At 41.6% G+C, this 14,115-nt stretch carries 13 protein-coding genes and 4 pseudogenes; 9 read left to right on the top strand and 8 right to left on the bottom strand.

The genetic code is table 11. The features are described from left to right. The first annotated feature begins 50 nt into the window (after nt 1-50). From pepP to AC4CU2_RS11080, 4 genes and pseudogenes are all read left to right on the top strand, one after another. Complete coding sequence (gene pepP / locus AC4CU2_RS11095) at nt 51-1,373, top strand: Xaa-Pro aminopeptidase (RefSeq protein WP_010326329.1); 1,323 nt, start codon at nt 51-53, stop codon at nt 1,371-1,373. Nucleotides 1,374-1,728: 355 nt separating this feature from the next. Beyond that, nucleotides 1,729-2,241: a hypothetical protein gene (locus tag AC4CU2_RS11090; protein WP_490768838.1), complete on the top strand. Its 513-nt coding sequence runs from the start codon at nt 1,729-1,731 to the stop codon at nt 2,239-2,241. Then, nucleotides 2,242-2,556: an aminoglycoside phosphotransferase family protein gene (locus tag AC4CU2_RS11085; RefSeq protein ID WP_291389423.1), complete on the top strand. Its 315-nt coding sequence runs from the start codon at nt 2,242-2,244 to the stop codon at nt 2,554-2,556. A 191-nt stretch (nt 2,557-2,747) separates the two neighbouring features. Then, a pseudogene (locus tag AC4CU2_RS11080) lies at nt 2,748-2,885 on the top strand (tautomerase family protein); the annotation flags it as partial. A gap of 14 nt (nt 2,886-2,899) precedes the next feature. Here the strand turns inward: AC4CU2_RS11080 and AC4CU2_RS11075 are convergent. After that, nucleotides 2,900-3,651, bottom strand: a pseudogene (locus AC4CU2_RS11075) (IS5 family transposase). A gap of 45 nt (nt 3,652-3,696) precedes the next feature. Here AC4CU2_RS11075 and AC4CU2_RS11070 point away from each other — a divergent pair. From AC4CU2_RS11070 to AC4CU2_RS11055, 4 genes and pseudogenes are all read left to right on the top strand, one after another. After that, nucleotides 3,697-3,954, top strand: a pseudogene (locus AC4CU2_RS11070) (tautomerase family protein); the annotation flags it as partial. A gap of 373 nt (nt 3,955-4,327) precedes the next feature. Continuing rightward, nucleotides 4,328-5,536, top strand: coding sequence for a 2-octaprenyl-6-methoxyphenyl hydroxylase (ubiH, locus tag AC4CU2_RS11065; protein WP_490768837.1), 1,209 nt, complete (start codon nt 4,328-4,330; stop codon nt 5,534-5,536). Then, a complete protein-coding gene (locus tag AC4CU2_RS11060; protein WP_490768836.1) occupies nt 5,533-6,777 on the top strand; it encodes an FAD-dependent monooxygenase in 1,245 nt (414 codons plus the stop codon). The genes ubiH and AC4CU2_RS11060 overlap by 4 nt, the downstream gene beginning before the upstream one ends. A gap of 175 nt (nt 6,778-6,952) precedes the next feature. Further along, nucleotides 6,953-7,204: a hypothetical protein gene (locus AC4CU2_RS11055; protein WP_004694228.1), complete on the top strand. Its 252-nt coding sequence runs from the start codon at nt 6,953-6,955 to the stop codon at nt 7,202-7,204. A gap of 135 nt (nt 7,205-7,339) precedes the next feature. On the opposite strand, the gene AC4CU2_RS11050 is transcribed toward AC4CU2_RS11055, so the two are convergent. From AC4CU2_RS11050 to AC4CU2_RS11030, 5 genes are all read right to left on the bottom strand, one after another. Beyond that, complete coding sequence (locus tag AC4CU2_RS11050; protein ID WP_114836852.1) at nt 7,340-7,996, bottom strand: DUF2238 domain-containing protein; 657 nt, start codon at nt 7,994-7,996, stop codon at nt 7,340-7,342. A gap of 98 nt (nt 7,997-8,094) precedes the next feature. Then, a complete protein-coding gene (purB, locus tag AC4CU2_RS11045; RefSeq protein ID WP_078389641.1) occupies nt 8,095-9,483 on the bottom strand; it encodes an adenylosuccinate lyase in 1,389 nt (462 codons plus the stop codon). 57 nt (nt 9,484-9,540) lie between these two features. Then, nucleotides 9,541-10,272, bottom strand: coding sequence for a high frequency lysogenization protein HflD (gene hflD / locus AC4CU2_RS11040; RefSeq protein ID WP_490768835.1), 732 nt, complete (start codon nt 10,270-10,272; stop codon nt 9,541-9,543). 13 nt (nt 10,273-10,285) lie between these two features. Further along, a complete protein-coding gene (gene mnmA, locus AC4CU2_RS11035; RefSeq protein ID WP_281963508.1) occupies nt 10,286-11,419 on the bottom strand; it encodes a tRNA 2-thiouridine(34) synthase MnmA in 1,134 nt (377 codons plus the stop codon). 4 nt (nt 11,420-11,423) lie between these two features. Beyond that, entirely contained in the window at nt 11,424-11,909 is a 486-nt protein-coding gene (locus AC4CU2_RS11030; RefSeq protein WP_058869272.1) for an NUDIX hydrolase, read from the bottom strand. Nucleotides 11,910-12,056: 147 nt separating this feature from the next. Here AC4CU2_RS11030 and AC4CU2_RS11025 point away from each other — a divergent pair. Continuing rightward, a pseudogene (locus AC4CU2_RS11025) lies at nt 12,057-12,236 on the top strand (LysR substrate-binding domain-containing protein); the annotation flags it as partial. A gap of 82 nt (nt 12,237-12,318) precedes the next feature. Here the strand turns inward: AC4CU2_RS11025 and AC4CU2_RS11020 are convergent. Together AC4CU2_RS11020 and dacC are read right to left on the bottom strand one after the other, a co-directional pair. Next, nucleotides 12,319-12,855 carry a gamma carbonic anhydrase family protein gene (locus AC4CU2_RS11020; protein ID WP_279698916.1) on the bottom strand — a complete coding sequence of 179 codons (537 nt, stop codon included), beginning with the start codon at nt 12,853-12,855 and terminating at the stop codon, nt 12,319-12,321. A gap of 92 nt (nt 12,856-12,947) precedes the next feature. After that, on the bottom strand, nt 12,948-14,096 hold the full coding sequence (gene dacC, locus AC4CU2_RS11015) for a D-alanyl-D-alanine carboxypeptidase PBP5/6 (RefSeq protein WP_004694204.1): 1,149 nt from the start codon (nt 14,094-14,096) through the stop codon (nt 12,948-12,950). Nucleotides 14,097-14,115 lie beyond the last annotated feature (19 nt).

Here is a 14,115-nt window from a genome sequence, read left to right as displayed (position 1 = left end):
AGGGTGCGCGTGGCACTTTTATTCTTTGGTATAAAAAAGACAGATCAAACATGAAACTAACGCAAGTGGATTTTCAGGAACGCCGTGACCGTTTGGCTGCACAAATGGGTCCGAACAGTATTGCCATTATTGCAACCAGTCCAGTGGCGATGCGTAATCGTGATGCAGACTATAAATACCGTACCGATAGCAGCTTTTTTTATCTAACTGGTTTTGCTGAGCCCGAAGCCGTGGCGGTCATTGAAACTTTTGCCGAAGACGATGAAGACGGCTACAGCTACAGTTTGTTCTGCCGTGAACGTGACCGCGAGATGGAAATCTGGAATGGTTATCGCGCGGGTGTGGATGGCGCGGTAGACGACTATGAAGCTGACGAAGCGTATGCGATAGATTTGTTAGATGAAGAAATCATTGAAAAACTCTTAAGCAAAGAAAAATTATTCTATCGTATTGGGCAACAGCCCGAATTTGATGCGCGTGTAGCAAAATGGATCACGACGGCCAATGGTGAGTCACGTCGTGGGACTGCTGCACCTGCACAAGTGATACAGCTCGATCGTATTTTAGATGAAATGCGTTTGTTTAAGTCAGAACAAGAAATTGCATTGATGCAAACAGCTTCAGATATTTCCGCACAAGCGCATACTCGTGCCATGCAAACTGTTAAGCCAGGCATGATGGAATATGCTCTAGAAGCTGAGCTGAATTATGTATTTGGTCAAAATGGCTGTGTACCGTCGTATAACAGCATTGTCGGTGGTGGTGAAAACGCTTGCATTTTGCACTATGTAGAGAATAACAAAGAGCTAAAAGATGGCGATTTGGTGCTGATCGACGCAGCGTGTGAATATGAATATTATGCTTCAGACATCACCCGTACTTTCCCCGTCAATGGAAAGTTCAGCCCTGAGCAAAAAGCTCTTTATAATGTAATTCTCGATGCACAACTTGCTGCAATTGACGCAGTGCGTGTAGGCAACTCGTATAAAGAACCACATAATGTTGCTGTGCGCATTCTAGTCCAAGGTCTACTTGATCTGGGGATTATGCAAGGTGATATTGAAGAGATAATCCAAAAGGAAAGTTTCCGTCAGTTTTATATGCATGGTACAGGACACTGGCTCGGTATGGATGTGCACGATGTCGGTTCATATAAGCAAGAAGGTGTGTGGCGTACCTATGAAGAAGGCATGGTGGTGACGGTTGAACCAGGCTTGTACATTGCACCTGATGATGAAACGGTTGATGTGAAATGGCGTGGCATTGGTATTCGTATTGAAGATGACATCGTAGCAACCAAAAACGGTCCACTGAATTTGACTGCGAAAGTGGTGAAGTCGGTAGAAGAGATTGAAGCGTTAATGGCGCGATAAATATAATTTACTGTATAAAAGCCGATCATGAGATCGGCTTTTATTTTTTATAAGGTGTTTATGGAGTTGTTAAATAGACAAGTAGAATAGTGTTCTTGCATAAGTCGTTTTTTGAACTGTATTGAAATCACAATGAAAGTTCCCTTTCCTTTTCAAAGGAGAGGGCTAGGGAGAGGATTTATATGAAGAATCATCCCTCATCCTGACGTTCTCACCAAGAGAAAAGTGACATTCAACACTCATTATATTGCCAATAAATGATCGTTTTTTGACTTTTGCAATAATTCTAATATTTATAAATAAAAAAATTTAGTTATTTCATCATCATTTTTATTCACAACAGAAATTAGGCAGCATGAAAGATTTATCTGATTTAAAGCATAGGATTCGGGCAAAGACGTTAGATTTAGTTACACAGCGAAATGGGGCATCGGTGTATCAAGGGCAATCCTCTCAAGGAGAAGTCTTTATCAAAATAGCAAATATTCAAACGGCTAATGATCGTTACTGTAACATCTTAGAAGCTCTCAAAGAATTTCCACTAACCCCAAATGTATTAAATAAGTTTGAATGGGAAGGTTCTTCTATCCTTGTCATGAGTGCCATAAAAGGTAGGCAAGTCGATCAAGTATTAAAAAATTGTACGCGGGTACAGAAAATCTCTTTGCTTGGGAATGCAGGACGAGCTTTGGGCGAACTTCATCGTGCGCTTCCACAAACGCGCATATTGAATATGAGGTTCTGGCAAGATCGAGACGGCTTATCAACACATTGGGTATTGTGGAAGCAACAATTAGAATTAATGATCTCAAAATGGATGTCACGTATAAATCCATTGTCATCTGATTATCATGAGTTTTGCGACTAATTGAATCAGTTACAAAAATACGCTAAAGCGATATGTGAGCCGACACAGCTTCATTTACTGCATTGTGACTATATTGGGCGAAATATCCTTGTAGACAGAGAAAATCAGGTTTCGGGTATTATAGACTTCGACGCTGCTCGTATTGGAGATGCGGTCTATGATTTAGTTAAAATTATTTGGGTGGATATAGATTTCTCTGATTTAGAATTACGAAATGCTTTTTTAGAGGGTTGGGTATGTACGTATAAGCAGACTGTGCCTAAAATGAAATTTCTATTCTATGTTGGCATTCAATGTCTTGCAGCAATCGCTTAGACAGATAAAAATCCTTCTGCTGATTGGACAAATGCTGTTTTTCGTGCTTCCGCAATTCGAACGTTGAGGATTGTGCTAAAGGAGCTAGAAGCACTTTGATTGAATTCTAATACTCTTGTTGCGTATAAGCGCCATTATGTTAAATAGGGGAGAAACTAAGCTAAAATTAGGGTTTTAATTTAGAGAAAGTAATGTCTCAGATAAAAATTTATGCTTTAAATGAAACAATAGAATTACATCGTGATAATTTAAGTAAAGCTATCCATCAGGCTTTAGTTAAAGAATTAAAATACCCTGAAGAGAAAAGGTTTCAACGTTTTATCGCACTAGGGTCTGTTGAGAATTACCGAGAGTTAATTAAACTCGCGCACAATTGAATCATGGCTTCAAAACTCGTATCTGTTTTACAACTACGCATCGCTATACGTTTAAATTCTTTTAACTTACAGAAATAGTTTTCAATGAGATGACGCCATTTATACATAATCGTATCAAATGCTCTCATTACTTTTCGATTAGATTTAGGTGGGATCACCACTTTCACTTTACGTTCATTGAGTTCTTGGATGAGCCAATCTGCATCAAATGCTTTATCAGCCAGTAATGCTTGAAAATCAACATCTTCAATTAAAGGTTTGGTTTCTACTAAATCGTGATATTGACCAGGCATTAATCGAAATTTAATAAGGTTGCCTAGACTATCCACTAAGGCAAGAATTTTACAGGTCATTCCACCTCGAGATTTACCTATAGACTGTTTGAAAGTCCCCCTTTTGCACCTTGCCCATGTCGATGAACTTTAACAATCGTTCCATCAATCATGGCGTATTCCAAATCAACATCTTCATTTACAGATGCAAAAATAGTTTCAAATACACCAGCTTTCACCCAATCACGGTATCTTTTAAAGACGGTATTCCATTTACCAAAATGAGGAGGTAGATCACGCCATGGACTGCCTGTACGGGCAATCCATAGGACTGCTTCTAAAAATAATCGATTATCTTTTCCACTACGACCTCGATCGGTCACTTTACCTAGGCAAAAAGGTTCCATTTTTGCCCATTGGGCATCAGTAAGTATGTATCTATCCATAGTACTATTATAAATTAATCAGTAGCCTTTGTTAATTCTCAACAAGCCCTAGAATCCAAGAATTTTGTATATCCAGTAGATCGCAGTAAATCTTATATAATTATTGAAATTTCTATGTTCGATGGACGAACAAAAGAGACTAAAAAAGCATTTATTAGGTCTCTATTCGAAAATATAAACAATCTATGCGGTATTGATTCAAATGATGTTGAGATAACTATATCTGAAACTCCTAAAGAAAACTGGGGCATTAGAGGGAGAAATGCGGATGAACTACAGTTGAATTATAAGGTAAATGTTTAAATTTGCTAAAAATAACATAATACACCTTATACGTAATCCTTTAAATTACATTTTAAATTCAATTGCTTATGTTTTATTGAAGAGCTCAATCTGAAGTGGTTGGGCTTTTTTATATATTATTCATTTTTCATGATCATTATTTGTTTAAAGTTGCACATTTCTTATAAGTCTGTTTAAACAGTGTTCTGAAGAAGTTTTGAGGGCACTTTAAGACTGTCTTTTCAGAAATCATGGCATGACACTTTACGTTGAAAGTACGTAAAAACATCCATTTCATTATAAAAAAGAAAATCTTTGATGTAATATAAATCCATTAAAACTTAGAGGTATTTGAAGTTTTTGACTTTAGATACGCCATAAAAAGGATAGAAGCATGCAACAAGAAGTCATCATAGTTGGTGGTGGTATGGTCGGACTCAGTCTGGCGTTGATGTTAGCCAAACAAAACATTGCGGTGAAGCTTTTAGAGGCGATCAAATACCCAAATTATGATGATGAAAACCTTGCGCCATACCACTCTAGCTTTGATGCAAGAAACAGCGCCTTGTCTCGTCGTACAGTTCAAATTTACCAAGAACTGGGTTTATGGAGCGCTTTACAAGAACATGCAACGCCTATTTTAGAAGTAAATATCACCGAGCAAGGTAGCTTTGGTAAGGCGCGCCTTAAAGCAGAACAAGAAAAAGTCGAAAGTTTCGGTCAGGTCATCGAAAATGCATGGCTCGGTCGTGTGCTACTGACGGAAGTTCAAAAACAGCCACTCATTGAGCTGATTGATGGTGTACAAGTCACCCAACTGACCCAAGATGCCGATATGGCCTACATAGAAGCCAGTCGTGGAGAAGAACAACTGTCACTGCAAGCAAAACTTGTCATTGCTGCAGATGGACGTGATTCATTCTGCCGTAAAGCCTTAGGAATTGGTGCTTCAGAACATGATTATGATCAGGTCGCTATCGTGACCACGGTACAAACCTCAAAACCGCACAACCATGTGGGTTTTGAGCGTTTTAGTAGCTTAGGGCCATTGGCACTGTTGCCGCTTCCAGGTGAATACCGTCGTTCAGTAGTTTGGCCTGTGAAAAAAGGCACAGAAGGTGAATGGTTGGGTGATGAAAATGACCAACATTTCTTAGATGCTTTGCAAGAAACCTATGGCGACAGAGCAGGAAAGTTCCAAAAAACAGGTAAGCGTTTTAGTTTTCCATTGTCACAAGTGCTAGCCGAAAAGCAGGCCGTAGGACGGGTGGTCTTAATGGGTAATGCTGCGCATACCATTCACCCCGTTGCGGGGCAAGGTTTTAACTTGTGTATGCGAGATGCGCACGTCTTGGTACGTTATTTAACGGAGCAAATTGCGCAAAATGCCGACTTGGGCGATGCTGAGATGTTACAAGCCTATGAAGCTTCACGTTTGACCGATCAACAACGCGTAATTAAGTTCTGTGATTCGGTGGTACGAGGCTTTAGTAATAGCAATCCAATCTTAAAGTTTATTCGTAATACTGGTCTGGTCGCATTTGATACGATTCCAGGTATTAAACCACTCGTTGCCAACTATGCCATGGGGCTAAAAGCATGAGTCATGTTCAAACTGATGTTTTAGATGTCGTGATCATTGGCGGTGGTTTGGTCGGTGGGCTGACAGCTTTGCTTTTGGCGCAAGGCGGTGTGCAGGCTACCGTACTGGATGCTGCACCTATTTTAGATGAACAAAAAAACTTAAGTGTTGCAAACCCACGTGTTTTGGCACTCAGTCAGGCAACGATACACTTACTTAAAACCGTTGATGTTTGGGATAAAATTGCCCGCCAGATGCCGTATAGCGGCATGCAGGTGTGGAATAAAAATGGCTATGGTGAAATTAACTTTGGTCATGCGTCCAAGCAGGAACCACATGGCGAACAAGCCCTCGGTTCTATGGTTGAGCCAAGTTTGCTTAATTTAGCCATTCAACAGCAGATGCTTGCTGTACTCAACGATTACCGCACCCAAGTTAAAGTTACGCGTGTCGAAGAAGGTGTTGGGCTATGGTATATCCATTTGGCCGATGGTACGGTGTTGAAAACCAAACTGGTGATTGGTGCAGATGGTGCAAACTCTTTTGTACGGGAACAAGCGTTTATCGATATCGATGTGCTGGACTACAAACAGGCTGGTTTAAGCTGTGCCATTCGCACTGCACAGCCTCATCAACACGTTGCACGTCAGATTTTTTTAGAAACGGGGCCTTTGGCATTTTTACCAATGGCGAGTTTAAAACCAGAGCAAGCAGGACATTGGCAGTCTATCGTATGGACGCTCCCCGATGATTATGCAGAAGAATATGCTGCACTTTCAGATGCTGAATTTACCCAGCTGTTAACGCGAGAAAGTCATCACATGTTAGGCGAAGTATTGGACGCGACACCGCGTGCCACTTTCCCACTCAAAGCACGTGCTGCACAGCAATACGTCAAAGCGGGCTTGGCTTTAATTGGTGATGCGGCTCATGTGATTCATCCGTTGGCGGGGCAAGGTGTGAATATTGGTTGTCTTGATGCGGCTGTACTGTGTGATGTATTACTACATGATCTAGCACGTGGCGTGTGGGCACATGAGCAAACACTGAAACGCTATGAACACCGCCGTAAAGGACAAAATGATGCCATGATGCATAGCATGTCTGCCATCGGTTGGATGGAAACCACACAACTCTTTCCTGTGGTGTGGGCGCGAAACTTTGGTTTGAAACAGGTTGAAAAACTGCCTGTATTAAAAGATGCTTTTATGGCACAGGCCAATGGTTTAGGCTTACTCAAAGAGACGCGTTATGCTGTCTAAGAAAGGAAGTGTTAATTTTTAGCCAGTCGTAAAATAAGATTACGATTTTGATTAAAAAAGATACGATTTTCCGTTGAATAAGACTATGCGAAAGGCTGAGAGCTTGTTAAATTTCAACATAATTGGAAACCAGTAATTCATGGGAACCTAAAATGTCATTTGTGGGGAGATTAAGATGACTGATTCAAATGATTATGATGATGTAGAAGACTCAGCAGTCGACGAAGACGAAGCTCAAGCAGCAGAAAAAGGCGCATCAGATTCTTCTGATAATGCTGCAAGTGATGGTGATGTTGCCGAAGCTGAAACACTGACGGTGACTGCAAAATTAAAACAACGCCAAGCACTTGAAGACGAAGTTGCGGCATTTCTTGCTCGCGGTGGACGAATTACTGAAGTGCCAACAGATGAGTCTGCGAAAGACTAAGAGAGTTAAAAACACCACGCCTGACGTGGTGTTTTTTATTGTGTTTTTAAAGCTGATGCACAAATCATTTATACTTGAATGAGTCCTGTAATAGTCGTGATTTGTTGTGTTATAGGGATGGCAGCAAACAAAGGACTACTTTTTCAATAGACAGGCTATGCCTGTGATGATTGCACCAACTGTGGCTAAAAGCATGTCTTGGTGTGCGTCCCAAATATCACCTTGTTGCCCATTGTAATTTTCAGCATCTTCAGGTGATAAGCCCATTGCAATAAACCATTCAATCCATTCGTAAATGAGGCTACTTGCCATCACAAATTGAATGACCAGCAAGAATAGGGTGAGTTTAGAAAGTTGAGGCAGCCACACTTGAAACAGACGGTAGAAAAACGGGTAGAGCAGCAAACCGTACGCTAAATGTACAAAGCGATCATACATATTCCGTGTCCAACCTAAACTCTGGTTGAGGTCTATATTTAAATATTGGATAGACCATTCATTATAGGGTACATAAGAATATAGATAATGCGCACCGAGTATATGAATCAGCAAAAAACCAATATAAAGCATAAAGCTGATTAAGCTGAGCCCCATTTTATAAAGACAAATGATCAGCGTCACCAACATGAATACGGTTCCGACCTGATGCAAAATATAAGAGCTGAGTTCAAGGGGATGGATCGATGCGAAAGCAATGGCGACAGCAAGTACAATGAGTGCAATCCAATGAGGCTTTTTCAGTTGATAGTCAAGGTGAGCTTTCGTTGCTGTACTTTTCAGGATTGTCATCATTTTTATTGGTTTTTCAATTATGCATATAGGAGATTCTTGTTTGCATTATAGATAAAAAAGCGAAGCCGAAGCTTCGCTTTTTTTTCAATTTCTAACAATTAGATTTTAGAAATTAAGTCAGCAACTTGTTTTGCTTGTTCAGCTGCGTTACCTGTATAGGTTGCAGGTGTCATTTCCGCTAAACGTGCGCGGTCAGCAGCAGGCACAGCTTCAAGTTCATTACCATTGACGAAGTCAACCATCATGTCACGTGTCATGGCTTGACCACGAGTTAATGCTTTTAGTTTTTCATATGGTTTTTCAACGTTGTAACGACGCATGACAGTTTGAATTGGTTCAGCTAGAACTTCTTGCGCATTGTTCAAGTCTTCATCAATACGTGCAGCATTCAGTTCAAGTTTACCAATGCCTTTTGAACAAGCTTCAAAAGCAATCAAGCTTTGTGCAAAACCAACACCCATGTTACGTAGTACAGTTGAGTCCGTTAGGTCACGCTGCCAGCGAGAAATTGGAAGTTTTTCGCCAAGGTGCGCAAGTACAGCATTGGCTAAGCCTAAGTTGCCTTCTGAGTTTTCGAAGTCAATAGGGTTTACTTTGTGTGGCATCGTTGAAGAACCAACTTCACCATCTTTGAGTTTTTGCTTGAAGAAACCAAGCGAGATATAACCCCAAACGTCACGGTTAAAGTCGATCAAAATCGTATTGAAACGACGTAAAGCATCAAATAGTTCCGCCATGTAGTCATGCGGCTCAATTTGAGTGGTGTACGGGTTAAAGCTCAAACCTAAAGACTCAACGAATGCTTGTGAGTGTGCAGGCCAGTTGATGTCTGGGTAAGCAGAAAGGTGAGCGTTATAGTTACCTACCGCACCATTAATTTTGCCTAAAAGCTCAACTTGTTTGAATTGTTTGATTTGGCGCGCAAGACGGTACGCTACGTTTGCCATTTCTTTACCCAAAGTGGTTGGGCTTGCCGTCTGACCATGTGTACGAGACAACATAGGTTGGTCAGCATGCTTTTCAGACAATGCCACGATTGAGTCAATGATTTGCTGCATAGATGCAACCAATACATCACGACCACTTTTCAGCATTAATGCATGAGACAAGTTGTTGATGTCTTCAGACGTACATGCAAAGTGGATGAATTCACCTGCATTTTTAAGCTCTTCGATGCCTTCAATTTTTTCTTTCAGGAAGTACTCAACCGCTTTAACGTCATGGTTCGTTGTACGTTCGATGTCTTTAATACGGTTGGCGTCGTTCTCAGAAAAGTCAGCAACAATTGCATCAAGTGCAGCATTGGTCTCAGCACTGAAAGCAGGCACTTCAGTGATTTCTGGACGGTTTGCAAGCGCTTGTAACCAACGCACTTCAACAGTCACACGAGCATGGATTAAACCAAACTCAGAGAGGAAAGGACGAAGCGCATCACATTTGCTAGCGTAGCGTCCATCTAATGGAGAAAGTGCGGTTAAAGCGTTCATAGCGATTCCTTAAACTTTGGAATTAAACGTAAAACTAAAAAGCCCGTCGATCATGTGTTAAATCACCTGATACTGTAAACGAGCGAGATCTTGAATATCTTTAAGCAACTTGCGTTTGCTAAACACCATGCCCCATGAACTTCCACCGAGCTGACGCCATAAATGTGCCATTTGTAAGCCAGTAAAGAGGGAAGCTCGAATGCGGTTGGTATGCGATGAGTCTTTAAATGCTTCTGCATTTCCTCGCACCATAATGCGTGGGTTAATTTGTCCCGCGGTGTCGACGTAGGTTTGAGCGAGGTTGGCAATGATGCTTGGATGTAAATAGTTATTATCGAAAAAAGAAAGCTGTCTTAAGATTTTTTGTTGGGACTGTTCAATAATTTCAATGAATTTGGGGTTGCTATACACTTTCTTTTCGAGTTGTAAGAGCGCCATGGCATAGGTCATGGGAAGTTTAGCAGTGGATAATTTAGGAATTCTAGTTTTGGGTGAGGTATTAAAGGGCTGGGTAATGCTACTTTCTAAGGTTTTTAGTCCTAAGGAGATGTCCGCCAGTTGATGAAAGAAGTCTAAAGTTTGTCCGCTTTGGTTGCCCTTCGGTCGGATATTTAAACTGGCTTTAATCAACTGCTCTAAATAGAAGTTACCGCTTTCCCCAATACTTTGTTGACCGCTCAATGCGGTCATATGCGTCAGTTGCGCGGACTGAAAAACAGCCGCCAACGCCAAAGCTCGGTTTTGGCGTTCGTTCAAAGTTTGAGGCTGTTGAAACGGTAACTCAGCCATGTCTTAAAATCCTTTAAATAAAATCAGGTTTAGGAGCATTGGTATGATGAATCACACCACCGCCTAAACAAACTTCACCTGAGTAGAATACGACACTCTGACCCGGAGTCACGGCACGTTGGGGTTCATCGAACTCAACACGTACGCCACCTGGGGTAGTCGGATCATTAAAGATCACACAATCTTGGTCATCTTGGCGATAGCGCGTCCGTGAGGTACAACGGAAACCTGTTTCAGGAATCTGCATTTCACCTGCGACCCAGTCAATCGTTTCACTCCAAAGCGCAGTACTTTGCATCAGTGGATGTTCATGACCTTGACCAATCACCAAACGGTTGTTTTCAATATCTTTATGTAGAACGAACCATGCGCCTTCAGCTACACCTTTCAAACCACCAATACCAATACCACCGCGTTGACCGAGCGTATAGTACATTAAGCCGTGATGTTCACCAACCTCTTTGCCATCATCTAAGACGATTTTTCCAGCTTGTGCAGGCAAGTATTGTTTTAAGAAGTCATTAAAACGACGTTCACCAATAAAACAGATGCCCGTTGAGTCTTTTTTCTTCGCTGTGACTAGGTCATATTGTTCCGCAATTTTACGTACTTCAGGCTTTTCAATTTCCCCTACAGGGAACAACGTCTTATTAATTTCACGGCCATGTACAGCGTGTAAGAAATAGGTCTGGTCTTTGTTTTTATCTAAACCACGCAGTAAAGGTGCATATTCCTCACCTTTAGAGTTGGTCGTGGTTTCGCCGCGACGCGCATAGTGACCAGTCGCAATAAAGTCTGCGCCCAGTTGCATAGCATGATCTAAGAACGCACGGAATTTGATTTCTTTATTACATAAAATATCTGGGTTTGGAGTACGGCCTGCAGCATATTCCGCTAAGAAATGCTCAAATACACGATCCCAATATTCCATAGCAAAGTTGGCGGTGTGTAGTTTAATCCCTAGTTTGTCACAGACGGCTTGAGCATCGGCTAAGTCTTCCATAGCTGTGCAGTATTCCGTACCGTCATCTTCTTCCCAGTTCTTCATGAAAAGACCTTCAACTTGATAACCTTGTTGAAGAAGAAGAGCAGCAGAAACAGATGAATCTACACCACCCGACATACCGACGATGACACGTTGTTGCATGGGACTAGGCATCCAAACTTGAAATAAGGGGAGAATTTTGGTGCTCATAAACGAGCGATAAAGGATATTTTTGCCCCGCGAGTGCGTCTTGAACCGCTTTAATCACCAATGGACTACGTGCACGAGCCGTTTCGAGCAGCTCATCTAAAGTCATCCATACTGCACCCACGATACCTGTATCGAGTTCGGCGGTTGGATGGTGATGGAGTGACTGCGCTAAAAAGCAGAAACGATAATACGTGCGGTCTGGAAACATGGGTGGTGTATAGGTATAAATGCCCAATAACGCATCTATAGACACTTCATGTCCAGTTTCTTCCATAGTTTCACGAATGGCAGCTTCGATGAGTGTTTCACCTGATTCAACATGGCCTGCAGGCTGGTTAAATACAGTGTGTGTCACACCCGCAGTATGCTCTTCTACAAATAGAAATTTTCCGTCTTTTTCAACAACAGTTGCGACGGTGACGTGAGCTGTCCAAGCGGTCATGTAAAAGCACCATGGGGTAAAAGGAGTATTCTACAAAATTTAGGCGGTGGTGGCTATGTTATGAATATAAAATTAGTAGCTTAGTTCCAAGCTTTAGGTATTGTCTTCATCCGCTAGGCTATGTAGGTATTGTGGTGGACTTGGACTGCCAAGTTACCAGAGCTGATTATTCATAATGATTTAAAAGAAGGGCGTTTGGTCAAAGTGATTCCAAACTGGGAGCCAAAACCCGAACTGATTCAACTGGCTTATACCTCTCGACGTGGCTTATTACCATCGGTAAAAGCCCTAATTGATTTTTTAGTGACAGCGTTTGAGAAGGATTAATCCGCAGATTCAGCATTTTTGAATGTGATGCTTGTGATTTGAGCTGATATTAAAAAAGGGGGGAGCAAAATGCTCCCAATGATTATGATTCTAAATAATGCCCCGATACTTTGACATAGTTTTGTGCTGAGTACGGTAAAAATGCCAACTCTTTTTCTGTCAGAGGACGAACTTTTTTGGCAGGACTACCGACATATAAGTAGCCACTCTCAAGCACTTTCCCTGGGGGAACCAGTGTTCCTGCACCAATCATAACGTCGTCAGGAATGATGACATCGTCCAAAACAATGCTATTGATACCAATCAAAACACGGTTGCCGATGGTACAGCCATGTAAGGTGACATGGTGACCAATGGTAACATCTTCACCAATGATTAAAGGCGAGCCATTTGGTTTATCTACTTTTTTATGACTAACATGCAGCATTGCATGGTCTTGTACATTCGAGTTTTTACCAATCCGAATATGGTTCACATCACCACGAATCACGGCAAAAGGCCATACAGAGACATTCTCAGCCAAGATGACATCACCAATCACCACTGCCATGTCATCGATATAGCAGTTGTTGCCAAGCTGTGGAGTGCTGTTCAAATAGGGGCGAATATTTTTAGCCATGTTGGTGTTCTGCCTTTGCATAGGTGCCCATTATAAAATAAAAAAGCACCCAGACCGAGGTGTGGATGCTTTAACTTAAGTCTAAATATTACTTAGAATAAGTTTGAGAAGAATTGTTTGATGTGGTCAAGCATACGTGCAAAGAAACCTGCTTCTTCAACATCTTTTAGCGCCACAAGTGGTTTTTCAGCAATCACTTTACCATCAAGGCTTGCTACATATTTACCAACCACTTGACCTTTTTTCAACGGTGCAGTCAGTTTCGGTTGAACCACCAGTTGTGTTTTGATTGCGTTGGCTTGGCCTTTAGGCATAGTCACGTTAAAGGTTTCAGCTAAACCAATTTGTACGTCACTTTCTTTACCAAACCACACTTTTGATTTTGCTAAAACTTGGTTCGCAGCTTGAACATTTTTAGTTTCAAAGTTTGCATAACCCCACGCTAAAATTTCACGTGTTTGCGTTGCGCGTTCTTGCATGCTTGGCGCACCAAAAATCACAGAAATCAAACGCATTGGGCCACGTTTAGCCGAAGTTGTTAAGCAATAACCCGCTTCGTCAGTATGACCAGTTTTTAAACCATCGACACTTGGGTCAGTATAAAGCAGGGCATTACGGTTGCCTTGTTTGATACCGTTAAAGGTAAATTCTTTTTCAGAATAAATCGGATAATATTTTGAACTGTCGTGAATGATGTGCTGTGCAAGCGTTGCCATGTCTTTAGCGGTCGAGTAGTGACCTTCAGCAGGCATACCTGTTGAGTTCATGAAGCTGGTATTGGTCATGCCGATACGTTTTGCTTCAGTGTTCATCATGTGAACGAAAGTACCTTCGTTCCCAGCAATGTGCTCAGCCATAGCCTTAGATGCATCATTACCCGATTGGATGATAATGCCGCGTAACATCTCTAATGCAGTCGCAGTACCATTTAACGGCACATACATACATGATTCCGAACTACTACCACGACACCAAGCAGACTCGTTCATCCGAACTTTTTCATCTTCGGTTAGCTCGCCCGCCAACAACTTTTGCTCAATAATGAAACTCGTCATCATTTTTGTCATTGACGCTGGTGCTAATTTTTCATTTTCATTTTTAGATGCGAGGATTTGCCCAGTCTCATAATCCATCAGCACATATGATTTATTATTTAATTCTGGTGGTGAGGATAAGACAGTTGCTGCAAATGAAATGCTTGGTACGAGTAATGCCGCAGCAAGGGCGCTTTTTTGAATCATTCTAAGGGGTTCCGATTTC

The sequence above is a fragment of the Acinetobacter sp. 797_lipA genome (assembly GCF_058243025.1).
Note: the sequence above shows the minus strand (reverse complement) of the source record. Positions and strands in the feature narration are given on the sequence as shown.

Excerpts from the sequence above, each read along its gene's own strand:
- pepP (WP_010326329.1), top strand. The coding sequence starts at position 51 with ATGAAACTAACGCAAGTGGATTTTCAGGAACGCCGTGACCGTTTGGCT.
- AC4CU2_RS11090 (WP_490768838.1), top strand. The coding sequence starts at position 1,729 with ATGAAAGATTTATCTGATTTAAAGCATAGGATTCGGGCAAAGACGTTA.
- ubiH (WP_490768837.1), top strand. The coding sequence starts at position 4,328 with ATGCAACAAGAAGTCATCATAGTTGGTGGTGGTATGGTCGGACTCAGT.
- AC4CU2_RS11060 (WP_490768836.1), top strand. The coding sequence starts at position 5,533 with ATGAGTCATGTTCAAACTGATGTTTTAGATGTCGTGATCATTGGCGGT.
- AC4CU2_RS11055 (WP_004694228.1), top strand. The coding sequence starts at position 6,953 with ATGACTGATTCAAATGATTATGATGATGTAGAAGACTCAGCAGTCGAC.
- AC4CU2_RS11050 (WP_114836852.1), bottom strand. The coding sequence starts at position 7,996 with ATGATGACAATCCTGAAAAGTACAGCAACGAAAGCTCACCTTGACTAT.
- purB (WP_078389641.1), bottom strand. The coding sequence starts at position 9,483 with ATGAACGCTTTAACCGCACTTTCTCCATTAGATGGACGCTACGCTAGC.
- hflD (WP_490768835.1), bottom strand. The coding sequence starts at position 10,272 with ATGGCTGAGTTACCGTTTCAACAGCCTCAAACTTTGAACGAACGCCAA.
- mnmA (WP_281963508.1), bottom strand. The coding sequence starts at position 11,419 with ATGCAACAACGTGTCATCGTCGGTATGTCGGGTGGTGTAGATTCATCT.
- AC4CU2_RS11030 (WP_058869272.1), bottom strand. The coding sequence starts at position 11,909 with ATGACCGCTTGGACAGCTCACGTCACCGTCGCAACTGTTGTTGAAAAA.
- AC4CU2_RS11020 (WP_279698916.1), bottom strand. The coding sequence starts at position 12,855 with ATGGCTAAAAATATTCGCCCCTATTTGAACAGCACTCCACAGCTTGGC.
- dacC (WP_004694204.1), bottom strand. The coding sequence starts at position 14,096 with ATGATTCAAAAAAGCGCCCTTGCTGCGGCATTACTCGTACCAAGCATT.